Genomic DNA, 25,112 nt, shown 5'->3' with positions numbered 1-25,112 from the left:
TAAACTTCACTCTTAATTGATTAGAACTATTATAACGAAACCACCATAGATTTCCCTGAATACGTGACAGTTCTATCTGGTGTTGACTGATAAACTCCGGTACCGGATTGTGGTGATACCATTACGACATTAAAGGTTATTTTCTTTTTCATTCCAGTGAATTTTCCCTTTCTATCACTAATGGTCAAAGTTTTCTCCGTATCATTCCAACTTAATTCAAATATGCAGAACTGCCCTTTTTCATAATTATAATTGTTCCCCTCATCTTCATAAATAGAATAAGCACCATTAGCACCCGGATAAATACGGATTTCCCACGGTTGTTCTGTATCTTCAGAAGTAAATTGTTTCGTAGGCCCCAATGTCAATATGGAACCGGCTTTCACAAATAAAGGTATTTTCGCGAGGTCAATATCCACATCCACCATTTGTCCACCTTTATAAGATGTACCATTCCAGAAGTCTATCCAACCTGCCGGACATTCAGGAAGATAAACTTTCATCTGACTAATGCCACCTTCTACAACCGGAGCAACCAGAACAGAAGGGCCAAACATGAACTGATGTTTTTGCTCCAATGCACGGGAGTCTTCCGGAAAATCCATTACTAACGGACGCATCAAAGTAGAACCTTTAAAGGAAATCGCAGCATTTTGAGAATAAATGTAGGGAAGAAGTCTGTAACGCAAATCTAAATAGCGGGCAACTATGCGCTCAACTTTCTCTCCATATCTCCATGGTTCGGTATTACTCATGTAACCATGTACACGCATTAATGGGAAAAATGTTCCTGCCTGCAACCAACGGATAAACTGTTCATGATACCCCGTATTGGTATATTGATTGCCCGGACGAAAGAAACCACCGGCATCATACGTCCACCAAGGCAGACCTGTTGCCATTTGCCCAAGTCCTCCGGCTATTTGCCGACGCAGAGTTTCCCAGTCATGTCCCACATCTCCCGACCATGTAGCTGCTGCGTAACGCTGCATTCCGGAAAAGCCGCTACGGGTAAATATCATAGCCCTCCGGTCAGGATCATCTTTGCGCAAACCTTCATAGATCGTCTTACTGACATACATCGGATAAACATTCCGGTAAACCTCTCCCGGGGTCTGCCTGTTATTTATACGCCGGTTCTGGAGGTCGTCATTCTCAGGCTCAGTGGCATCCTGCCACCAAGCATCAATGCCATATTTCAGCAGTCCGTCACGGAAATTCTGCCAGTAAAAAGCCGCGGCATCAGCATTGAAGAAATCAATCCAGTCACTGCCCGGAATATAATATCCGTTTTCTTTTGCCTGTTTTCCAATTTCAGACTGAGTATCTATTTTAGACCAGACGGAAATCATCAGGCGCATATCCATATCATGAAGTTCCTGAAGCATTTTCCCCGGATCGGGATACCTGTCTTCATCAAACCTCATCGCATTCCAGCCATGTTTTCCCCAATATTGCCAGTCTTGAACAATCATATCTATAGGCAATTTCCGATTACGGAACTCACGGGCATTCTCCAGCAACTCCGCCTGAGTATTGTACCGTTCCCGGCAATGTATATATCCCAAACTCCACAAAGGCATCATGGGAGCAGGTCCGGTCAACTCGCGGTAGCTGGCAATCACTTCATCTCCATTGCCTGCAAAAACAGTATAATCCAATGATTGGGCAACTGGTGAACGAAAAACTGTTTCCTCGGAAACAGGACGCCAATATAGTACAGGCTTATCATTGCGCTCACCCTGCACTTCTATGGTATGTTTACCTGTAGTCAGCTCCACAATAGCAGAAGTAGTAGGAGGCAGCCATAAATTATTGACATCAAACACCTTATCTCCATCAATAGTAAGATAATACTTACGTGCCATCCGTTGCCCGACATCCAACAACAAAGAATAACGCCCGGAATGAGGTACTTCCAATGAGGCTGTGAACGAGTATGTCTGCCGGGTTTCTTTTACATTTCCGCTTGTACTTGTAGCATTAACTGTAACCGCCTCACCGCTCGCGCTCGCAGGAACCAATTCAATAGATTCATCCGCCGGATTGAAATCCGTCAATCCGTAGTTATTCCACAACAGGCCATAACCTTTGTTTGACAGAATAAAAGGAATAGCAATCTGCGTATTGACTTGCGTCAACCTCCTCGACAAGCCTCTGATATTGAGATAACCATCCTGAAATTGACCTGTACCGTATATATACTCATCTTTCGGAGAAACAAAGTGCTGTTCCACCTGGAATGTAGCTTCACCCTGAATAGAAGAAGCCGCCATAAAACGTCCTCCAACTTTCTCCTGAAGAACGATACGCTTATTCGCATCTTTAAAAGTCAGTGCCTCCGTACCTTTATCAAATTCCACAGAAATCCCTTCCAGAGATAAAATCATTGATTTATCATTCTCTGTAACTTTATACTCCGGAACGGAAGACTTTTCTGTATAGATAAGTTCCTGCATAGGCACTGAACCGGATTGGGCGAACTGTACCCGAACAGTATTCCGATTTAGCGGTATCAGTGAGAGTGTACCTTGTTTCAGCTCAAGAACCACACTCTTCCTTTCTTTTGAAATACATGCTGTATTTAGCAAAAAAACAGAGACACACAGAATCGTCATAATGACTCCAACCTGATTCCGCTTTTTCCATACTGTTTTCATAGTATATAATGCTGATTTATTTAGAGAACATCCAATAATCGAAATACATAAGATTAGTAGCCGGTCTTCCCTTTACCACAAAACAAAGATCATGCACTCCGGTCACTTTCGAAATATCAATAGTCCGTAAATCCCAACGGTCACTGCCACCTGTCCGGGGTACTTTAATGGTTCCCACCAGCTCTCCGTCTACACCATCCAGGCGTACTTCAAGTTGCACCGGATCATTGTGTGTCGTGCCTATCCTGGCAGTAAACTTAGTTGCACCGGTTTTTCCAAAATCCACGTCACGGACCCGGATATAACTGCCGTCCTTCATAGCTGTTACAAAAACGCCTACTTGATTATTCTTGAAAGACTTGAAGCCCTCGGAGAAAGCAATCGTTTCCGCTTCGTTTTTTACGTATGGATTCAGGGTAGCAATACCCTTGGTGATTCCTTCCGTCATCTTCACCTCAGGAATTGATCCGTCTTTGTTGAATTTAAGTTCTTCCACACATACCGAACGATTGAAGCCACCACCACCGGGCAACTTTCCGTTATGATAAAAATAGTAGGTCTTGCCTCTGAAGTCGATAACTCCCGGATGGATTGTAAACGCTCCGCCTCCGGCAGCCATTACTGTACCGCCATATTTCCACGGTCCTGTAGGGCTATCGCTGGTAGAATATCCGATATGCTCGGGTAGCGGACCTCCCGGCCAGAACAAGTAATATTTCTTATCCCGTTTATAAAGCCAGGGACCTTCCTCATACAAAGTGGCTCTCTGAGAGTCACCCTCACGCTTTCCGAACGATTCCGCAGTCAAAGGTACACGTACGATATCCCCGCTGTAGGAAATCATATCTTCATTCAGCTTCACATAGTACAGATTCGGATTTCCCCAATACATATAAGCTTGTCCATCGTCATCAATAAAAACTGTCGGGTCAATGTCTCCCCATTCACTCTGAACCAGTGGTTTTCCAAGCGGATCATAGAAGGGACCGTAAGGACTATCGGCCACTGCCACTCCGATAGCCCCCCTATTATTGATTTTTGAAATCATGGGTACATACATATAGAATTTCCCACCTCTTTCGATACATTGCGGAGCCCAAGCGTCCCCTTTGGCCCAGTTGAAATCAGTGTATGACAAAACAGCTCCATGATCGGTCCAGTTCACCATATCGCTCGTGGTATACAATCGCCAGTCGTTCATCGTAAACCAGGTAGAATTATCCTCATCATGGGTAGTATAAAGATATACTTTATCATTATATACCATCGGAGCCGGATCGGCCGTATAATTTGTCTGAATGATCGGATTCTGTGCCAGTCCCGAAGTAGCCACCACCGCTAATAGCGATGAAAAGAATAAAGACTTCATTTTATCCATATTGCTTTTTTAGTTTGATTATTCTACAATTAATATTCCACCATTGCAAGGCATTGTCAATTGCAACTCCTGTTTCTTATTTACCTTTACTTGTTTTACATTTCCTTGCAATTCCTCATTATCACTGAATACACGTACCTGATTGCCAGGCATAAACATCGGTAAGGCAATCTTCAGCTTTACAGTTTCTTTCTGAGCATTAACCCCTGCAATATACCATTTATCTCCATGCCTGCGAGCCATAACTACGTATTTCCCGGGATAGCCATCAATAAAACGTACTTCATCCCATGTGGTAGGAACTTCTTTCATGAAGCCTATCGCCCATTCCGGAGCATCCGTCAGGTTATTCGGAGCCAAGGCAAAATGTTGCACCGGACTTTGAAACAATACTGCAGTAGCCAAAGCAAACACGTCAGAAGTCATACGCCGACTGCCTCGTGGAGCATTATCCGAGTTATAATATTTATTCAGTGCACTACCCCCAAAGTCCATGCTACCCACCGTATTACGGATAAACGGATGCAGGCAGGCATTGAAAGCTTCGCTGTCACAGCTTCCCTGGGAGAAATGCAGGTTTTCACTCGCCAATACTGCTTCACTCGACGCATAGTTAGGATACATACGTTCCCAGCCGCGAGGCAAAGTACATCCGTGGAAAATCACCAGCAACCCGTATTCATTGGCATCAGCAAGAATATCTTCATACAGTTGCATGGTAACTTGCTTATCACCACCAAAGAAGTCAACCTTTATGCCACGTATTCCAATGCTTTGCATCCATTTCATCTCTTTACGCCGAGCTATCGCATTGTCCATAATGCCACGGGGTGATTGTGGAGCATCATTCCAGTATCCGTTAGAGTTATACCACAGATAGAGGCTTACCCCTTTCTGCGCTCCATATTTAGCCAACTGCTCAATCTTATCATATCCAATTTGCCTATCCCACAATGCATCTACCAATACAGACTGATACCCCATTGCCGCCGAGAAATCAATATAGCGCAATTGCTCTTCATAATTCGTACTTCCATCCATACCGATAATCCAGCTCCAGGAACCTCTGCCGTATTCATATTTTCCGGACGCTGCATATAGTGACTTTACAACATCAAAGGAAACCGTTGTTTCAACAATCGGAGCTAAAGTTTCACCTAAAGTTATCGTCCTCCAAGGCGTTTCTCCCGGTAATGCAAGCCCGGGAGCAGTTGTACCGTTTCCATTCATTTCACCTTCTTGGGGAAAGCCAATCGTATACAGTCCATTTTCATGTCCCAGCAAACGGCTTCCGCAATATTTGCTATCTACACCTGTTTCCGAAATAAGTATCCATCCTTTGTCACTGTTACGAAACAGACAAGGAAAGGTATAGCCTTCGCCCCATCCATTCTTGCCCATGGGGTCATCTGCTTTATAGGGTGTTTCGTAGCTGGGTGAGGTGCGGGCAAATCCTCCCATAGGTTTACTTTGCGGACACAAAAAAGTCGTACTTCCGTCAGGTAATACAAAGCCTGTAACCTCCTCCTTCACAATGCAGGATAAGGTCTCTTTTTGCGAATACATTTTATACTTGAAAGCAACATCCCGGTCACTTATGCGAAAAATGACATCATAAATAGCTTTACCTTGCTGGCTAAACTGGTATACAGCCTCTGTAGCCACATAGTGCACATTGCTCTGCTTTATATTAGGCAATGTATAGTTCTCATCAATTCTGTTCGAACGGACATTCTGCCCCAAAGACATCTCCCGGGAAAAATCACCGATATTAGTAACAAGTCCTAAAGGAGAAGAATTGATAAAAGGAGTGCCATTATAGCTGATGCTATAAGTAGGTTGCCCATTCTTATCAGAGATGGTTACCAATATTTTCCCATCCGGGCTTGTAATTTGTTTCTCTTCTGCTTTTATTGCACTGCAAATCAATAGTGCTGCTATAACTAAAAAGTGTTTCATGAATATCCAGATATTATTTATTAATAGTTACTCTATCATTAGCTCTCTCATAGTCAAAGTAATCAACGTCTACGTAACCTCCCAACGATTTCGTTGCATAGTTGAAGATAGCAAATTTACTGCCCATGAAGAGCTTCATATAATCGAAACGCATTTTGAAATCCGTTCCTATCTTTTTCCATTCCTTATTATCCAAACTGTAATAGAAAGTAGCAATATCGCGTTTCGGAGTGAAATCACCTTCTATACGCAGATAAATGACATCCTGATTAAAATCTACCTGTTCTTTTTCTTCTATATCCACACTGGCCACTGCTTTATTGGGAGTATTATCAAAATTGACAACATTGGTAGACATAACCAAGCGCTTTGCATCACCTTCCTTCACCACTGACAAAAGCCCGGAATGTCCGTTGAATGCACTGAATCCGGCTACATCCCCATCCATCATATGAGAAACATCGAGTGAAATGGTAGCGCTGCATTTCGGGCCTTCCATACGTTGCGTAATCGTATTCGGAGCTAAATACAGATTATCAACCACCCGGCTGGTCTTTAATCGCAGATAACCCGGACGCTCTGTCAAAGACCATTTATCATCTACCGGATTATGATTCCATTGCCAGTAGAGTGAAAGTTTCTCGGTGTTGAAGTCATCACTTCCAAGTATTCCTTTCATATTTTCAGCCGGATATATTTCTTTCTCCATCGTCAAGGGTACATGACCGTTTTCATCTCCAAGCATCGGCCATCCGTCCACCCAACGGCAGGGCATCAGAGTAGGCACCCGGCCTATTCCTCCGCGGTCCTGAAAAATAACCCCATACCAGTCTCCTTTTTCCGAGTCAATAATACAGCCTTGGCCTACTCCTCCGTAACCGTCAAAATCATGTTCCAGGATAACCTTTTTCTCATAAGGTCCTGTAATCTTGTCCGCACGGTAACATACTTCCCTACGCACCCGGCCGGGGATGCTCCAGTCCATGGAGATCATCAACAAGTAATACTTCCCGTTATGCTTCACAACCTGGCTTCCTTCCAATAGCCCCTGTTCATCAGCATCCCGCTCGAATATCTTCATACTGACTCCATCGGGTTTCACATCCGATAAGTCACCCTTTAACTCCTTCAAGTCACCGGTTCCATAGAATACATATACCCGTCCGTCATCATCAAAAAACAAAGAGGCATCATGGAAATGCTGTGTTCTCGATAATAGTTCCCACTTTCCGGCGGGATCGTCCGCCGTGAATATATACGACCGGTAAGGTACATCGTTTGGTGAGAACAATACATAAAACTTCCCATTATGATAGCGTATGGACGACGCCCATTGTCCACGTCCATAAACAGTCCCACCAATCAAATCATACTTTGAGTTATCAGTCAGTTTATCGAAGACATAGCTCACTGTTTCCCAATTCACCAGATCTTTTGATCTCATAACAGGCCCGCCGGGCATCAAGTGCATAGTGGTACTTATCATGTAGTAATATTCTCCCGCACGTGTAATGGATATGTCCGGTATATCGGCATAAACCACCGGATTACGAAACGTTCCCTTCACCGACATTTCCGAACCGGAACACCCCATCAGTAATGAAGCAACAGTCAGCCATGCCAACATCATCTTTTTCATGATATAGATATATATTTATTTACGATTTATTTCTAACGTAGTTTCCCAGCCATCTACTTGAATCTCCAATAGTCTATGTTGAACATCTCTCCGTCTCCTCCTCTAAATACAAGGTACAGATCGTGAACTCCACCCACCTTTTCCACATCAGTAACAAAGGTTTTCCACGTATTCCAGCCACCGGTATTGCTGATATCGCATACCCCCAGCAATGTACCGTCAAGGTCATCCAAGCGGATTTCAATCTTTCCTTTGGTTATCGTAGCCGCACGGACTTCAAATGTCTTTGCCCCTTTGCCGAAGTCAACCGCTTTCACTTGAAGGAAATCCCTGTTATGAATGGAAGTAACATACATCCCGCTTTCATCGTCCTTGGCGGTCTTAAGTCCCTGACTCCAGGCCATTGTTTCCGCCTCAGTCCGCTTGTATGGATTCAATGTACCGACAGGTTCAACCCCGACACCGTCATCCCACCAGGGCAGTTCCTTGATTGTGCCATCGGGATTATACTCCAACTCGGCCACACATATAGAACGGCGTTCATGATGCTTGTCGGTTATCATGAAGTTCAAACGGTAGTTAAACCCGAACACATAAGATTTACCTTTATAATCAATGATGCCCGGATGGTTTCCGGAGGACTTCCCATTAGGCTTCATTATATAACCCTTAAATTCCCAAGGGCCTACCGGTCCGGGGCCCATTGCATAACCGATACCTTCCGGACAGCATGTACTTGCATAAGCCATATAATAGTGTCCATTCTTCTTGTATGCCCAAGGACCCTCCTGAAAATGATAAGGGTCCTTCTGATTTTCTACCTTCCGGATTAATTTATCCTTCGTAATTTCTCCCGCACAGGATATCATATCTTCATTCAGTTTCACATACCAGAGATTAGGATTTCCCCAATATAAATACGCCTGTCCATCATCGTCTATCAATACACTCGGGTCAATACTGTCATACTCGGCACCAATCAAAGGTTTTCCGAGAGGATCGGTAAAAGGGCCAAAGGGGTTATCTGCAACCAGCACACCGATTCCTCGCCCCTGTACGGGGCAATACAAATAGAACTTTCCATTACGCTCGATGCACTGAGGCGCCCAGGCACCATTCTCAAATCCTCCCCAACCTGATACGGCAGGGTCAGCCCATTTAAAGTTATATAAATTGGCTATGGTCCCATGATCCGTCCAGTTCACCATGTCGGTGCTGGTATACAACAACCATTCTTTCATGCGGAAGCCTGCCATTCCTTCAGGAGCATAATCTTCGTCATGGGTAGTATAAAGGTATACTGTACCCTTGTGCACCATTGGCGCAGGGTCGGCAGTGAATTTGGTCTGTATAATCGGAGTCTGGGCATTCAGGTGCTCCTGAGGAGAAGCCATAAACAGTATAGCTGCCGTCAATCCGGGTAAAATAAGTTTCTTCATTGTTACTGATATTTAAAGTCAACATTAAAATTTCACACTCACTCTTTTCCCGTTGTAATCAACGACCTTCCGGGTTCCATCCTGAAGTACGACTGTGAACTTTCTATTATTCAACATTCCTTTGTATGCACCCTTCCGCGCTCCTATCGTCAACTGGCGGGAAGCGTTGTTCCATGCGATGGGAATTTCTGTATATGCCCCCAGTTCATAGTTATAATTATCGAACTCATCTTCATACAGAACAAAGGAACCATCGGCACCGACATATACTCTCAATTCAAGATTATCCCACGGTTTCTCCGTTGCATACTGCACTTTAGGCCCCATTGGAATGATGCTGCCTGCCTTGACGTACAACGGAATGACGTCAATAGTCGTTTCCTTTTTTACTTTCTGTCCACCGTCATACTTTTCATTCGTCCAGAAGTCATACCAGGTAGCACCTGCCGGCAAATATACCTCTGCGGACTTAGCTTGCATAAAATCTACCGGGGCTTTATCCTCAAATTTCTGAGCATTATTTCTGTTCCAGCCATCATTCTCATTTACCTTTACTACCTTTTCCGGAGTATACTGCGCACTGACCACCGGCGCTACAAGGAAGGATTTGCCAAACATATACTGGTCTTTTATATCCCATACACTCTTGTCGTCAGCGAAATCCATCACCAAAGCACGCATAAAGCTCGATTGGCGTTCGGTCACTTCCCACGAAGTGGAATATATATAAGGCAGCAACGAATAACGCAGGCTAATCATCTTCTCAATAGCATCATATACTGGTTCGCCTTTTTTCCCGAATTGATAAATTTCTCTCGGCGTATCAGCTCCATGAGAACGCATCATCGGAGTAAACGTCCCGAATTGCAACCAACGTACATATAATTCCTGGAACATCGGATTCTTGGTTGCGCTTCCGTCATTCCAACTCTTGTTATAATGTCCGGCAAAGAAACCACCTATATCAGTGTTGAAATTAGGATTTCCGGTAAGAGTAAAGTTCAAACCCGCCGGAATCTGATTACGCAGTGACTCCCAGGAAGAACCGATATCCCCCGACCATACATTGGCTCCGTAGCGCTGCTGTCCGGCAAAGACGGAACGTGTGAGAATAAAGACGCGTTTATCGGAAGTTACGGCACGCTGGTTATCATAGACTCCACCCACCGCCAACAACGGATAAGCATTGCGCACTTTGCGGAACGAACCCAGATAAGTCTTCGTATTAAAGTCTTCCGGCTTCCAGTCCAAATGGTCGGGCTCCGTAGAATCCATCCACCAGCCATCCATGCCCAATTTGAAGATGCCTTCATTCAGGTATTTCCAATAAATATCACGAGCTTTCGGATTATAGGCATCGTATACGCGTACTCCGGAAGGATATTCCATGTCGGGCGGCCACGTTTCGAGTCCCGACTGGGGCCATGTAGAGAAATTAAACAGCATACCTTTCTTATCCAGTTCTCTGTAAGGTTTGGTCATCGGTCCAAACGAAGACCAGATAGAAATCAACATGTGCGCATTCATTCCGTGTACATCATTAATCATCTTTTGCGGCTCGCTGAACAATGGATTCTTGAAGTCCATGGCATTCCACAAATAGTTGTGTCCCCAGTATTGCCAATCCTGAATGATTCCGTCGAGAGGAACACCCAGTTCGCGGTATTTCCGTACCACACCCACCGTTTCTTCCTGGCTCTTGTAGCGTTCTTTGCTTTGGAAATAACCGTAGGTCCAGAGGGGGAACATGGGAACCTGTCCGGTCAGCGCACGCATCTGTGCAACTACGCCGTCGGCATTTCCGCCATACATGAAGTAATAGTCGATGCAATCTCCCACTTCGGACTGGAAAGAGGTTCCTTCCGGTTTATCAGCAAAATTGGTTGGTGAATAGTTATCCCAGAAAAGACCGTATCCCTTCACCGACTGCACGAATGGGACTACGTCTTCCACATTGCCCTGCACAAGATGCTTAGTTTGGTTACGTTGTGACATTTTCCCATTCTGAAGAATACCTAATCCATAAAGAGGCTCATCCTTATCTAAAAGGAATGTCTGTTTAACAGCGAATGTTTTCGTGCCTGCATCATTGAAATCAGTAAACTCCGGCTTTCCTTTTTCACAAAGCAAAGGCTCTCCTTTAGTATTGAAGAAAGCCACAATGCCTGACTCCAAATTAAGAGTAACCTCCATTTCACTACTTTTCAGTCTAACAGTATTACCTTCCTTGGTAATGGCAGGTTTCACTTTCTGAGGAGCCTCTATTACCGAGAGGCTCTCTTTCACATACTTCCAGCCATCAGGAGATTTCAGAATTCTTACAATTGACGGAGTGTAGAATTGTAACTCCACATCTACAGAATTAACGGTCGCCTTAAGTCCCTCGGGAGTCTGCTGATAATCTTGCCCTATAAGAGAAGTACAACAACACAGCGCCATTAATATCAATACACTTTTAATTGATTTCATGGTTACTTATTATATTTAGTGATTAAAATATTCCATAACTTTATGTGATACAAAAATAGCTGTATGCCACTTGTATCCTTTTTAATTTTAGATATTTGAGTATCAACTTTAGATAAATAAACGACTATCAATCGGAATACTCCATTACATAGCCGTAATAATAGACCTGATTGCCATCAATCGTATATTCATCCAACATTCTTGCACCCCAAGAGTCAACCCCTCCCACACCATGGATATTCAAATCGATATTCACATTCAGATAATCACGTTCGGGTAATTGCTGAGCGTGTACCTGAAACGCAAGACATATCACAGGCAAAAGCCTCAAATATTTTGTTTTCATCATCTTATTACAGCTACAAAACCACCGCGTGGTAAACACTTTATCTCTAAGCCGGTTTCTTCGTCCGACAAGGGAATGTTTTCTTCAATAGCAAAGCTTCTGTCATCGGTGCCATCTTTAAACAAAGACATTTGTTTGCCACTTACTGAAATAGCCGCCAGAGGTGCACGGAGCGTCCTCGGCTCATTGGTGCCATTGATGCCCGCAATATACCATACATCACCTTTACGCCGTGCCATGACAACTTCTACTCCGGGATAACCGGCCAAAAGTTTCGTATCATCCCAGGCAGTGGGTAATTCAGACAGAAGATGTTTTACTGCTTCCGGCAAGTTATCATAAACCGAAGGCCTGTCGGGCATGTGCTGCAAAGCCGATTCGAAAATCACGGGCAGTGCAAGTTCATGCCCGTGCGATGTGATATGCGGATGCTGTGAATCGGAAAAAGTTCCCGGAGTATAGTCCATCGGCCCTACAACGTTTCTTGTGAAAGGCAACGTGGCATTATGTTCGGCCGCCCGGTTGGTCAGTATCGAATTATTGTTATACCACTCGGCACCATACACTCCCTCCACCGACATCAGGTGGGGATATGTGCGTTGCCAGCCGCGAGGGATGGTGGCACCATGGAAGTTAAGCATCAGCTTGTACTTCACCGCATCCTCCAGCAAATCCATATAATAGTTCATGGTGGCAACACTATCGCCCGTGAAGAAGTCTACTTTGATACCGGCAACTCCCATGTCACTCAGCCATTTATATTCCTTCTCCCGGTCTTCTTTCTTATTCAGCCGATATAAAGGGCCGGGACCAAGCCAGCTTGTACTCGAATTATACCATAGCAACGGTTTAATACCCTGTTCCAGAGCATACTTCACGGCATCCTGAAGATTGCCTCCATTGCCCATTTCATCCCATTCCCAGTCAATCAGGTCATAGGGCCACTTCATGCGGGTGGCCAAGTCGATGTATTCTTTCACTATCTGATAATCCTTGGAACCGTGATTGTGCGCCCAGTATATCCACGACACCATGCCGGGGTTTATCCATTCCGTATCCTCCACTTTGGAAGGGTCGGAGACATCGGTCACCAATGTGGACTCCACCACATCGGACAAGTCTCCTATAATAAGCAGCCGCCAGGGAGATTCCCACAGGCCATCGCCAACCGACTGTTTATCGGCCAAGCGCACCTGATAGCTATCGCGCTGCCCCCCATTATACAAAAGAGAGCCGCAATGCCCGCGCCTGATATTTGCTTCTGTTATCAACACAAACACTGAATCCTGCGGTTCTACAAGTGCGGGATATCCCCATAGATCAACCTCCGGACGATTGGTGAGTTTTCCATCTGTCGATAGGGGAAAGAACTTTTCGTAGCCCGGGTCGTACTGCTGCATCCATCTTCTGGCACCTTTCGGAACGGTATATGTGGTATGCTCACGGATGATGTTTTCTTCATCGACAACGGCATTTATTCCGTATTTAAAAGCCAAGCCGTCATTATAGACTCTGAATGTAACTTCCAATGTCTGTCCCACTTCGTTTTCAAAGGAATAGATTCGCTCGGAAGCTTCATTCACACAATGGCTCCGTTTTCCTGTTATCATGTTGTAGTCATCGGTCACACGCTTCACTGCGGAAACGGATTTCAATTTCAGGTTTCCTACCAACTTCTGTGTATCGGTTTCCAACCCTAATTGTGATTGAGAAAGAATACGCCCTCCCTTATAGTCCACTGAAAAGGCAGCTTCACCATAAGCATTTTCTTCGGCGGGTTCCATTGTGACCTTCAGGTCTCCGTCAGGAGAAACAATGTCAAGTGTTTCCGTATGACACGAGCTAATCATAACGGCAACCAGCATCATCCATGTTTTTCTTAGTAAATTCATAATTTCTCTCTTTTATCGTCAGATATTACATGGAGCAAAGATAAGCGGATATCCCTCAAGGGGGTTGCAATTTTAGATAATCCATTTTCAATTTCAGATAATATTAGCCTGCTGGCATACCCAGTCCATTTGTCCCCTTTTCCTATTGAATGTATTCCCGAAGCTTCTGGAACACAATCGGAAAGCTTTCCGAACGCGCTCCGGAAGCTTTATGAACACGTTCAGAAAGCTTTATGAATAAACAGCTCAAATACAACTGATTATAGGGGAAAACCGGAGAACCTGATGTAACATCCCTAAACTACATTTTAACAATGATGTAACAACAGAAAACAAACGTGTAACATAACTATTGGACGGGTAAAAGGGAATGGGGTACATTTGTAATATAAAAATTAATATCATGAAACACATAGCAATTCTCTTAGTATGCGCATTGGCGTACTCTTTAGGAACATGGGCTCAAGGCCCTATCCCCCATTCCCGGACTGGTTTTGATGTTGAAAAGGCAGGAATAGCCACACCTATGTTAGTGGTAATGCTCGATGGCAATATGCCCTCAGCCGGATTTAACAGCGGTGCGCTCAAAGCTTTCGAAGCCGAAAGGATTATCACAGATATATCTGATTTTAAAATTCAAATATCTAATATCAAAAGCCACTCATGCCTCGATAGCTTACTTTTGTCGCACAGTGTCTTATTGAACAAATAATAACATAAATATTTACGTATAAAAAAGATTAGATTGGTTATGAAAAGAATTCAAGTCACTTTATTATTATTTGCTATCGTTCCTATGTTTGCAATAACAAAAGCAATAGCCGGTAATAATAATCAGCCAAAAACGTCCAAGTTTGTTTATCACGGAGCCGGCAATCCTTATCTGCCGTTATGGGAGCATCTGCCGGACGGAGAACCCCGTGTTTTTGAAGATCCCGATAATCCGGGAAAGTTTCGCGCTTACATCATCGGTTCGCACGATGTCCGTTTCGGTAGTTATTGCGGGCCGGACATCAGAATGTGGTCGGCACCCGTGGAAGATTTATCAAGCTGGCGTGACGAAGGGCCCATCTTCACCTATCAGGTAGGAGGACAATGGGATGTGATGTACGCTCCCGACCTTGTTGAAGTGAAAAGAAAGGACGGCACGAAAGAATATTATCTGTTCCCGCACAGCCGCGGCAGAGACAGGGAAGCGATGGTGGCTAAAGGAAGCCGCCCCGACGGACCTTTTACACCCGTCAACCTGACCGCCGACGGCACAAAAACCCTGCCCGGAAGCATTCTGGGATTCGACCCGTCTGTATATATCGAATACATCACAGACCCCAACGACCCTGATTATGAAATCGGATTCAGAGCCTATGGATATTGGGGATTTCAACGTTCATTAGCCGCCCAACTGGATCAGAACACCATGTATTCCGTACGCCCCGGAACAGAGGTTATCCCCTATTTCATGCCGGCAGGCGTCCGCAGAGGCAACAACCGCGGGCCGAAGAATATTTCATATCCGCACATCTTTCCCGGAGAAGACCTTGAAGCATTCAACTTCTTTGAAGCCTCATCCATACGTAAGATTGGAAATAAATATGTGACCATCTATAGCGGACATTCAGGTCCCGACTATGGATTGGGCAGTTCCAACTCCACTTTACGTTACGCTTATGGTGATTCTCCACTGGGTCCGTGGAAAAGCGGCGGCGTTCTGGTCGACTCTCGTGCACCGGTGCTAAACCAGGACGGTTCACAGTTACAAACGACTAATGCAGGGCACAATACGCATGGAAGTATAGAGCTCATCAACGGACAATGGTACGTATTCTATCACCGCCCACCTCGTGGATTCGGAAACGCACGCCAGTCTATGGTAGCTCCGATTCATGTGGAATGGGATAAAAAGCCGGTGTCAGAAGGCGGCAAGGTTTCCATCAGAGCTTACGATCCATATGCAAAAGATAATATCTGGACAGCCAAAGACAGCCAGGGAAATGAATACAAAGGAGCGGAAGTAACTTCGGAAGGATTCCATATATTTGGTCTTGATCCTTATCAGTATTATTCCGCAGGATTTGCATGTTATCTCTCCGACGGACGTATCCAACAGGATTCATGGGACATCTGGGATAACCACGCTCCTATCACAAACGTGAAGAACGGCCATATAATAGGATATAAGTACTTCGGTTTCGGCGGATTGAATAAAGATAAACTGGGCCTGAAAGCTTTCGAAGGAACCAAAAAGGGAAACAAAACAGCCTTCAACCTCTTCCTTGCACCGAAAACATCAAAGACGTTTAAAGTGAACGTTTGGTTAGACGGTCCGTGGGATAACAAAACTTGGAAAGGAACGAAGATAGGTGAAATAGTTATTCCCGCCAATTCGGTACAGGAAACGACACAATTTACAATTGATGTATCGAAGTTTGTTGACCACTTGGACAAAAAACATGCAATTTACCTCGTTGCTGAGAGTGAAGAAGCCGGTAATCTTTTCGATTTGGCCGGATTGGGATTCAGTTCAAACAAGAAGAAGATTATCCGCCCGATTGCCCCCGAAGTAAAAATAGAGGTCAACGGACAAGCTATCGAAATACCGGCAACCCCTGTGCGTTCCACCGAAAGCAATGGTATTACCGGCTATGATATCTATGAGACTACCTACAAGCTTCCGGCCGAAACTACCGGAATCCCTGCTGTGTCGGCATCAGCGACTGATAAGAATGTAAAAGTAGAGATTATCCAGGCAACATCGGTTTCCGGAACTGCTATTGTGAAATTCGACTATAAGGGGTTAATCAAAACATACAAGGTTGCGTTCAGTCCTCTTGTGGCAGAGGTCAAATAATGCTAAAACAAACCTAAAAACAAAAACAGTTTTTTTGCATTTCTGCATGCACTCCTACACCCATCATATAAATCACTGATATATAGCAGACTAATGGGTGTAGGCAAAGTGAAGGCAGGTGTAGGCAAATTGATTGCCTACACCTGCCTTTATTGTTTTCGTAAGCGTCTCCGCAATACTCTACTTCATTGGGGAACTATAACTGATTCTATCAGCATAAAGGTGCTTCCAGTTCTATAATATCATTTCATTGTAATATAGTCACATTGCAGTTTCCTTATAGTAGGAAACGGTCGTTTCTACACTTAGAAACTGTCGTTTCCTAGGCTTGGGAACGATAGTTCCCTCCAATGGGAACTACAGTTTCCTTTAATGGAAACGCTCGTTTCTCCTTATGGGAACGAGCGTTTCTGCTAATGGGAACGGATGCAAAGTTGGCTAGTTGTCATTCGCCCTCTATTAATAGGAAACAACATATCTTTCTTTTTCAACTAAATAAAGATACAATATCAGTTCATAGCATTCCCTTTCAGGTTCGGATTGTTAGCCAATTCTTCTTCGGGGAAGGGATAATACATCGCCTTTTCACTCCATCCCAAAGCCTGAATGGATGACAGCCAACTGGAATCTGCCATACCCCAGCGAAGAAGGTCAAAATAGCGCAAGTACTCACCACAGAACTCTACAAAGCGTTCGTGGACGATGATATTCTTTATACTATTCATAGGCACACCATTGATTATTTTGCCGCTTGCCAATAACTCATCCACAGTAAGAATGTAACCCGGATCATGCTGGTACCACAAATGCGGTTGTTCAGATGGAACCACCTTGTTGGCACGGTCACGTACCTGCTGAATGTAATACTTCGGGCCGGATGGATCTGTTACAGGTTTGCTGTCATTACCCAGTTCACTCAAACATTCGGCGTACATCAGAAGTACATCGGAGTAACGCATCAAGCGGGTATTAATTTCATTATCAGCGTCCGCAATCTGATAGTCGGGACACTCCTTGCGGGTGCCATACAGGTGCTTGTCTGACGACAAATGATTGATCATATAATCCCAGTCCGCCACATTACCACTGATTTCCGTATAATAGGCTCCGCCCGGACACCACAACGTCATAAACTTACGCGGGTCGCCCTCTTCAAATTCATCAAAGGTGCGTTGGTTGGGAGCCAGATTCCACCAGGCACCTCCAGTACCATCAGGTACACCTATTTCCTGCCATCTCCAGGAGTCAGACTTATCACCTCCCATCCAGTCAGGACCGTTGAACATTTGTATTTCAAAGACCGACTCGGCATTGTTCTCATGGTCAGTCCCCCACATGGAGTTTTCGCGGAAGTTGTCCATCAGACGGTACTCATTGCTATCAATCACTTTTTTCAGTGCTTCGGCGGCCTTACTGAACTCGGCAGCCTGTCCACGTTCCAGAATAGGACGGTATAAATATGCTTTTGCCAGATAGGCCTGAGCTGCCCCCTTCGTGGCACGTCCCTTGTTGGCTACATCGGCATAGAGGGTACTACGCAATGGAAGTAGTTCGGCAGCCTTGCTGAAGTCCGAAATAATCAGTGCATAAATCTTCCCGTTCTCCGCATTACCGGGATAATATTCGGCAGCATCAATGATGGAATGATCCCAATAAGGGATAGTCTCACCGAACAACTGTACCAGATGCATGTAGTTCAGTGCACGCAGGAAATAGGCCTCACCCAGCAGGCGGTCTTTCTTGGAGGAATCAATGCTCCCCTCAAATCCTGTTATCTTTTCGATGGCCAGATTGGCAGCAAATACGCCGTTGAACAGATCCTGCCATGAACTTTTCAATAGTGCTTCATTGGCGGGAGTGGTATAAGTGTCCTGATAGAGGTTGGACCACTTGAAGGTTTTGTCGTAGTCATCGCCCGGGGCCATCAGGTTATAGTACAATGCGCGGGCATATCCTCCCTGGTTCTGGCCAATCAGAGCCTCGTAAGCCGGAATGACAGCCGCCTCAAGCTGGGCTTCGGTTTTATAATAAGTATCAACTGAAAGCTGTTCCGGATTATTTAAATCCATATTGGGCATACAACTGCTGACGAAAGGTACAACAGCGAGTGCCACATAAGTCCGTAATATATTCTTTTTTGAAATCATATCTTGCTATTATTTAAAAAGTCAACTGTAAACCCATATAAAACTCACGTGTATTGGGGAAAGTCGGATCCCAAAGAGACATACCGTCCACGCCTCTGGTCAGATTAGTGCCATAACGATTCTGGTCACCTACTTCAGGGTCATATCCGCTATAGGAAGTAAAGGTCAGCAAATTCTTGGCACCCAGATAGAAACGCAGTTTTTCTATGCCATATTTACTCAACAGTGTCTTCTGGAATGTATAACCCAGTGTGATAGCCTTCAGACGCAGATAAGATCCGTCTTCCACGTAACGGTCGGATAAACGGCGGTTCTGGTTGGGGTCGCCAATGACGGCACGCGGCATGTTGGTATCCGTATTCTTCGGGTAGAAAGTAGTGACGCCCGATACAGGATTAACGAAAGTCAAATCTTCAGCACGGAAACGGTTCAGAGTTTCTTTTGTGTTGTTATAATAATGGTGCATGCCTTCATTGTCCACACGACTATAGTTGAAAATATCATTGCCTTGCGAGCCTTGCCAAATCATTGAGAAGTCAATAGTACCGAAACTTCCCTCATAGCTGACGTCGGCACTCAGACCATAGGTGAAATCAGGGATAGGATTACCGATGTAAGTTTTATCTTCATCCGTCAGTTGGCCATTACCATCCAAATCCTTGAAACGGATGTCGCCGGCGGCAGCATTGGGCTGAATCAATTCACCTTTCGAGTTGCGATAAGCCTGCACTTCGGCATCGCTCTGGAACAATCCGTCAGTAACATAACCATAGAACTGACCGATGGAGTGCCCTACGGCAGTCTTTGTCACACTGTTTGATGCAAAGATAGCGTTATTGCTTCCCAGGTCAAGCACCTTGTTCTTCACGGTAGAAAGGTTACCGGACACAGAATAGTCCCAGTTTCCAATGTGGTTGCGATACGTCAAAGCCAATTCAACACCTTGGTTCTCGATACTACCGGCATTCAGCGTCGGGAAAGTCCCCATATAACCGGTTGAATAAGAAATAGGAACTTCAATCAACATGTCCTTTGTCTTCTTATAATAATAGTCAACTGTCAACGACAAGCGGTTATCCAATACCGCAAGGTCGAAACCAAAGTCGGTAGAATACTGAGTTTCCCATTTTACATCCGGATTGGACGGCGTAGTGGGTAGTGCTCCGGATACTCTGCTGTCATTCAGATAATACCAGATATAGTTGAAGTTTACAGTACTCTGGTATTGGTAGGGATTGATGTTGGAATTACCCAGCATACCCCAACTGGCACGGATTTTCAAGTCGCTGATCCAGTCAAGCTTCTTCATGAATTTTTCCTGGTTGATGCGCCATGCGGCAGATACAGAGGGGAAGTTACCATAGCGGTTATTCTTGCTGAAGTTGGAAGAACCATCACGGCGAAAATTGAAAGTCAACATATACTTGCTGTCATAACTATAGTTCACACGTCCCAATATAGAGAACATGGATGAACGGTTGATGGAAGAACCGACTACCTTAGAAGAGTTATCCTGAGTAGAACCCAGAATCAATATGTCCGGACTTGGCATGGCACGTGCTCCGGCGTTCAGTCCCAGTCCCTTGGTCTCTTCGGAGGTGATGCCGACAAGAGCATTAATGCTGTGCTTACCGATTACTTTGTCATAAGTCAGAGTATTCTCGTACAAGTAACGGTTTGTCTTGGTGCTGGACATGGTATATTCATCCGGACTATGAGTTTCATAAGGAATAGTGTAGTCGGCAATATAGTGTTGCTGCATATAACGGTACATGTCCACACCCATATTGAATTTGTATTTTAATCCGGGAATAAATTCGTAAGTGGCCCATATGTTACCATTGATGGTAGTACCTTCACCTTTGTACCAGTTCAGGTAAGATTCAGCCACCGGGTTTCCGCAGTCTGTACCATTGCCTGCACCGGCAAAACCTGTTTCACTGGTCGGATCATAGATAGGCATGGTAGATGACCACTTCTGTGCACCCAGAATCTTACAGTCGCTCCAGTCATGGTCATTACGCTTGATCAGGACGGTTTCTCCCAATTTCAGATTACCTTTCGTAAAGTCGGAAATGAACTGCATACCGTAATTCTTGTATTCCTCACGGATGAATGTCGGTTCATCAGTAGAGTAAGTGGTATTGACACGGAAATTTGCCTTGTCCGATCCGCCGCTCACTGACAGGTTATGCTTTTGGTAGAAAGCCGTTTGCTTCAATTCGTCCAGCATATTATATCCCTCGCCGATAGCTGCCGGATTGGAAAGAGCTTCCAAATAGTCGGTACGGTTAGGATTGCCATTGTACATGGCTTCGTTAATCAACTCTGCCAGTTCCTGGCCATTCAGCATATCCACTTCGTGTGAAAGGGTTTTCCAGCCTACATAACCGTCATAATCCACTGTCACAGCACCGGAAGTACCTCGTTTAGTTGTAATGACGATGACACCATTAGCACCACGGGCACCATAAATGGCACATGAAGCAGCATCCTTCAATACTTGAATACTGGCAATATTACTTTCATCGGGTACCGAACCACCAATCATACCATCAACAACATAGAGTGGGTCTGTATTATTTATAGAACCCACACCGCGAATACGGACTCTACCATTCGTCATCTGCACGCCTGCCACCGAGCTTTGTAAACCGGCAGACAAACCACCAGGCACCTTGCCCAGTTCCTTTGTATTGAGCACAGCAATAGAAGAGGATAAGTCGGCCTTCTTTTGAGTACCGTATCCTATTACCACCACATCATCCAGCATTTGGTTATCTTCTTTCAGAAGCACTTCCACATTTGTCTTGCCGTTGAGGGAAATTTCTTGGGTGATATACCCTACAAATGAGATGACCAATGTAGCATTGGTGTTCGCAGAGAGTTGGAAATTACCGTCGATGTCGGTAATCGTTCCATTAACAGTTCCTTTCACCATGACCGAAGCGCCAATAATCGGTTCATTGTCCGTGGGTGAAGTGACTTTACCTTTGATGGTTTGACCTTGTCCCCATATTGTATAGGTGCAGAAGAGAAAAGCCAACAAAAATAGCAATTTTGTTTTCATACGCATTAAATTTTAAATAATAAGATTCGTTTAACGTGTTGTTTACTATCTCAATTTGATGCGCAAAGTTAACGAGTGTTGAAAGGACACTCTTTAGATTTTAGATATATGATTTTAGATTTTGGATATACACCGGAATAGGAAACAGGGAGAACAATATAAGTAACCTACATGCATAATCTTAAAAAAACTCTCACTATGACCCGAGACGTACTTGCTCCGTACCTGCTCCGTACATTCTCCAGTCAGAGGTACTTCTGAGCGAAGAATGTACGGAGCAAGTACGGTTCAGATACGGTCCGGATACGAAATAGGTATAAATAGTTGCATGATTGCGGTCTGAATAGTTTTCCACAGGACCTCTAATAATTGATTCTATAGAATTCATCAAGCATCTGCATGCAGAAGCGGAACATAATTATTCGAGATTAACCTATAGCTCTACAAATGTAGAGCTTAACCTACTCATAGACTTTCAAAATTAAACATATGATTTTGAAATTAGATATATCTCAGACTTTTTCCTGAGTCCGTAGAATGAACAGGCACCCCATTATTCCACCTTTTTTCCATCTCCGAAACGCTTTTCCAAATACTGTTTCAGATTATGGGTATGAGGAACACTCCGTGATACACTACCATCCTTTTCTATCAACTCATAATGAGGGATACCATTGAAACGGAACAACTGACGAAGATAGTTGTACTCTGCCTGAGGTATCCGGTAACAAGCTTCACCTTTCAAATTCTTTTCCACATACTCATTATAGGTCTTTTCCGGACTTTCACGATCACTTGTGATGTATATGAACTGGAATTCAGGATGATCCTTATACAATTGACGCAAACCGGCAGTATGTTCGATGCCGCTACGACAAGGACCGCAAGAGGTAGCCCAAAAATCAACAAACAGAACTTTACCTGCGTGAGCTTTGATAATATTCTGAAAGATTTCAGTGGCAGGTCCTTCAGGTAAAATATACGTACTATCATTTTGCAGTGGAAAAGCCTCAGCATACAGACGCTCTGCCTCAGCAAACATGAACGGATGACTGATTAGCTGTTTTTCTTTATCCAACAAGCTACGGGCACCTTCTTTATCCAATTGTTGTAAATCAAAAGGAAGACTGCGCAAAGCAATGATCTGCGAAACCAACGGGGTATATCCGACTATGGTATCCAACCGTCCCGATTTCTCTCTTTGATTTTCAAAAAACTGGTTTATTCTCATTCTTTTTTCATCTTCCGCTTTTTGATTTTCATCAACAGATGCAGATACTCTATCCACTGCTTTGTTTTCTTCTCGATAGGCTTCGAACAAGTCCTTGTACTTCTCCATAAGTTCCTCCCATATCTTCGATTCCGCAATGATTTCGCTTATTTCTCTTGTCACAGTCTTACCTGCTCTTTCTTCACCATCCTTCCGCATTTTTTCCTGCTCGGGAGTTAATGTTACACCATGCTCCTTCAAATAGGTAAGAACAGACTTTTCAGGATATTCATAGGTTATCTTTCCCATTTCAACAGTTGTCGTATCGCCCACAGCCCTTGCAAAATTCATATACTCAAGGCGATTGATGAAACCACTAAAATTCCTGTCAGCTACAATAAGACTGTCATTCAGCGGCATCTGTCGCAAGAAGCTGTAATAAGCCGAGTCTTCTTTAATTTTCAAAACCGGATTATCCTTATCTTCCCGTGCCGCATAACTTCTGTACATAACAAAATCCAGCAGTTTATAACCTGCTGCTATCCTTGCCGCATTTCTCACTAATCGCGCTGTATTTCCTATATATTGATTTACATTCACAAGCGAATCAGCAGCATCGGTCCAGTGTCGGAACTTTGGCTCGCACCGCTCTCTAAACTGGACAGGGGTCAACTCTTTTTGCATTTTCGAGAATTCTTCATACGGAAAATCAAAATAATCATCCATATACCTCAGTGCGTGGTTTATATGAGCATTAGCCCCCATATAGTGGAGATTTTTAATAGGATAATGATAATCACGTGCACGACTGCGTGCCATCACTGCCTCCCAATCCAGATAAAGCGTCACCGTCTGTCCCGGTTCTGCATAAAAAGGTATCCAATTATCATTAAAAACAACCGAACTGCATATAGGATAGTTAGCTTCAAATTTACATTCAAACCTTCCGCTGGGTTGCAGGTTAACTACCACCGGATAATCTTCCCTTGTCAGTTCGTTGGCAACATAAATCAGGCCGTTACTAAAACCTAATTTGCGGTTATATCCGGCAATGTAGCCCTGCACACAGATACTGTCGCGGTGGAAAACCGGACTCGCCTCATTTTTCGCCTGTACTGCCTTCATACTCTCCGTAGTTCGGGAAAAGAGACGTGCAGGCTCTTTGTCTTTCCTAATCCGACACAGGCCATCTTTCTGTGGAGTCAATTCCAGTTTCACGAGTTCTCCATCTTCATCTTTCAAAGTCAGCAACATGCTTTTTCCTTTCTGGCGGATATCTTCATATTGATGGAAGCGATTATCCATAACAGCAAGAGAATCGTATATACCGAATGCCCATTCATAATAATCATTCATTCCCATCCAATTGCCGGAGACTTTATCAAAGAACGAGGCTTTGGCCTCCTGTTCTTCCAATGAAATATAATATGTATTCAATTCTTCATGGTCATCGTCATCCAGGAAATGAATCTCTTTTGTTTCCTTGGGAAGCGGCGGGAAGAGAAGTACAAAATCCAACGTACCGGAATCCGGTGTATATACTTCCTTTTCCAACTCAAAGCCCTCACTACCTGTGATATAATATTTCTTACCGGTAGCAACATCTTCCAAATGGGTGTCTTTACCTGTTTTCACCCACCAATGTGGACGGAAAACAACATGAATGGATAATCGGGTTGCATCTGGATTACGCTCAATCCGAGTAATAGTATAGATACTACCGGAGCGGTACTTAAACTTAGGATTATCAATCACATTTTGTGCCTGGAGCATATAAGTAATGCAAAGCAGGAAAAGGAAAATAAGTTTTCTCATGGTATAGTTGTATATAATTAATTTCTACTAAGGTTCAAAGATTGTTCACTCTGACAAATATAAGCAATAAAAAAGAAGAACTTTTATTTTGGATAAATATTTTTCAAAAACGGATATTTAAGAGTAAAGTATCCTTTTGGAAGGGCTACACCCTTTATATGAGAAGGTGTAGCCATGAGAGTAAAAGGGTGTAGCCATGAGAGTAAAAGGGTGTAGCCATCCGGGCAAAAAGGTGTAGCC

14 protein-coding genes are annotated in these 25,112 nt (G+C 44.1%); 2 read left to right on the top strand and 12 right to left on the bottom strand.

The features are described 5' to 3' along the window. Nucleotides 1–29 precede the first annotated feature (29 nt). The 8 genes from HMPREF9447_RS12090 to HMPREF9447_RS12055 all read right to left on the bottom strand — a co-directional run bounded on the left by HMPREF9447_RS12090 (nucleotide 30) and on the right by HMPREF9447_RS12055 (nucleotide 13,782). Nucleotides 30–2,660 carry a glycoside hydrolase family 31 protein gene (locus HMPREF9447_RS12090; RefSeq protein ID WP_009130021.1) on the bottom strand — a complete coding sequence of 877 codons (2,631 nt, stop codon included), beginning with the start codon at nucleotides 2,658–2,660 and terminating at the stop codon, nucleotides 30–32. A gap of 16 nt (nucleotides 2,661–2,676) precedes the next feature. Then, complete coding sequence (locus HMPREF9447_RS12085; protein ID WP_009130020.1) at nucleotides 2,677–4,038, bottom strand: glycoside hydrolase family 43 protein; 1,362 nt, start codon at nucleotides 4,036–4,038, stop codon at nucleotides 2,677–2,679. A gap of 18 nt (nucleotides 4,039–4,056) precedes the next feature. Further along, nucleotides 4,057–5,997, bottom strand: coding sequence for a glycoside hydrolase family 97 protein (locus HMPREF9447_RS12080; protein ID WP_009130019.1), 1,941 nt, complete (start codon nucleotides 5,995–5,997; stop codon nucleotides 4,057–4,059). 13 nt (nucleotides 5,998–6,010) lie between these two features. Next, nucleotides 6,011–7,636, bottom strand: a complete 1,626-nt coding sequence (locus HMPREF9447_RS12075; RefSeq protein WP_009130018.1) for a glycoside hydrolase family 43 protein — start codon at nucleotides 7,634–7,636, stop codon at nucleotides 6,011–6,013. Nucleotides 7,637–7,689: 53 nt separating this feature from the next. After that, the gene (locus tag HMPREF9447_RS12070) at nucleotides 7,690–9,075 is read right to left on the bottom strand and encodes a glycoside hydrolase family 43 protein (protein WP_009130017.1); all 1,386 of its coding nucleotides are present in this window, start codon (nucleotides 9,073–9,075) and stop codon (nucleotides 7,690–7,692) included. Nucleotides 9,076–9,099: 24 nt separating this feature from the next. Further along, nucleotides 9,100–11,544, bottom strand: coding sequence for a glycoside hydrolase family 31 protein (locus HMPREF9447_RS12065; RefSeq protein ID WP_009130016.1), 2,445 nt, complete (start codon nucleotides 11,542–11,544; stop codon nucleotides 9,100–9,102). Nucleotides 11,545–11,671: 127 nt separating this feature from the next. Next, the gene (locus HMPREF9447_RS12060) at nucleotides 11,672–11,893 is read right to left on the bottom strand and encodes a beta-galactosidase small subunit-related protein (protein WP_044138060.1); all 222 of its coding nucleotides are present in this window, start codon (nucleotides 11,891–11,893) and stop codon (nucleotides 11,672–11,674) included. Then, nucleotides 11,890–13,782 (bottom strand): glycoside hydrolase family 97 protein, encoded by a 1,893-nt coding sequence (locus tag HMPREF9447_RS12055; protein ID WP_009130014.1) that lies wholly within the window; start codon nucleotides 13,780–13,782, stop codon nucleotides 11,890–11,892. Before HMPREF9447_RS12055 ends, HMPREF9447_RS12060 begins: the two co-directional genes overlap by 4 nt. Before the next feature lie 403 nt (nucleotides 13,783–14,185). Between HMPREF9447_RS12055 and HMPREF9447_RS12050 the strand changes: the two genes are divergently transcribed. Then, nucleotides 14,186–14,494 carry a hypothetical protein gene (locus HMPREF9447_RS12050; protein ID WP_009130013.1) on the top strand — a complete coding sequence of 103 codons (309 nt, stop codon included), beginning with the start codon at nucleotides 14,186–14,188 and terminating at the stop codon, nucleotides 14,492–14,494. 39 nt (nucleotides 14,495–14,533) lie between these two features. Then, nucleotides 14,534–16,630 (top strand): hypothetical protein, encoded by a 2,097-nt coding sequence (locus tag HMPREF9447_RS12045; RefSeq protein ID WP_009130012.1) that lies wholly within the window; start codon nucleotides 14,534–14,536, stop codon nucleotides 16,628–16,630. Nucleotides 16,631–17,139: 509 nt separating this feature from the next. Here the strand turns inward: HMPREF9447_RS12045 and HMPREF9447_RS12040 are convergent. The 4 genes from HMPREF9447_RS12040 to HMPREF9447_RS12025 form a co-directional block, all read right to left on the bottom strand. Further along, nucleotides 17,140–18,777: a RagB/SusD family nutrient uptake outer membrane protein gene (locus HMPREF9447_RS12040; protein WP_009130011.1), complete on the bottom strand. Its 1,638-nt coding sequence runs from the start codon at nucleotides 18,775–18,777 to the stop codon at nucleotides 17,140–17,142. 13 nt (nucleotides 18,778–18,790) lie between these two features. Continuing rightward, the gene (locus tag HMPREF9447_RS12035; protein ID WP_009130010.1) at nucleotides 18,791–21,847 is read right to left on the bottom strand and encodes a SusC/RagA family TonB-linked outer membrane protein; all 3,057 of its coding nucleotides are present in this window, start codon (nucleotides 21,845–21,847) and stop codon (nucleotides 18,791–18,793) included. 196 nt (nucleotides 21,848–22,043) lie between these two features. Next, nucleotides 22,044–22,202 carry a hypothetical protein gene (locus tag HMPREF9447_RS28915; RefSeq protein WP_157225277.1) on the bottom strand — a complete coding sequence of 53 codons (159 nt, stop codon included), beginning with the start codon at nucleotides 22,200–22,202 and terminating at the stop codon, nucleotides 22,044–22,046. A gap of 198 nt (nucleotides 22,203–22,400) precedes the next feature. Beyond that, on the bottom strand, nucleotides 22,401–24,872 hold the full coding sequence (locus HMPREF9447_RS12025) for a TlpA family protein disulfide reductase (RefSeq protein WP_009130009.1): 2,472 nt from the start codon (nucleotides 24,870–24,872) through the stop codon (nucleotides 22,401–22,403). Between the last annotated feature and the right edge of the window lie 240 nt (nucleotides 24,873–25,112).

The organism is Bacteroides oleiciplenus YIT 12058 (genome assembly GCF_000315485.1).
Lineage (GTDB): Bacteria > Bacteroidota > Bacteroidia > Bacteroidales > Bacteroidaceae > Bacteroides > Bacteroides oleiciplenus.
This window is presented reverse-complemented; position numbering and strand designations above follow the sequence as displayed.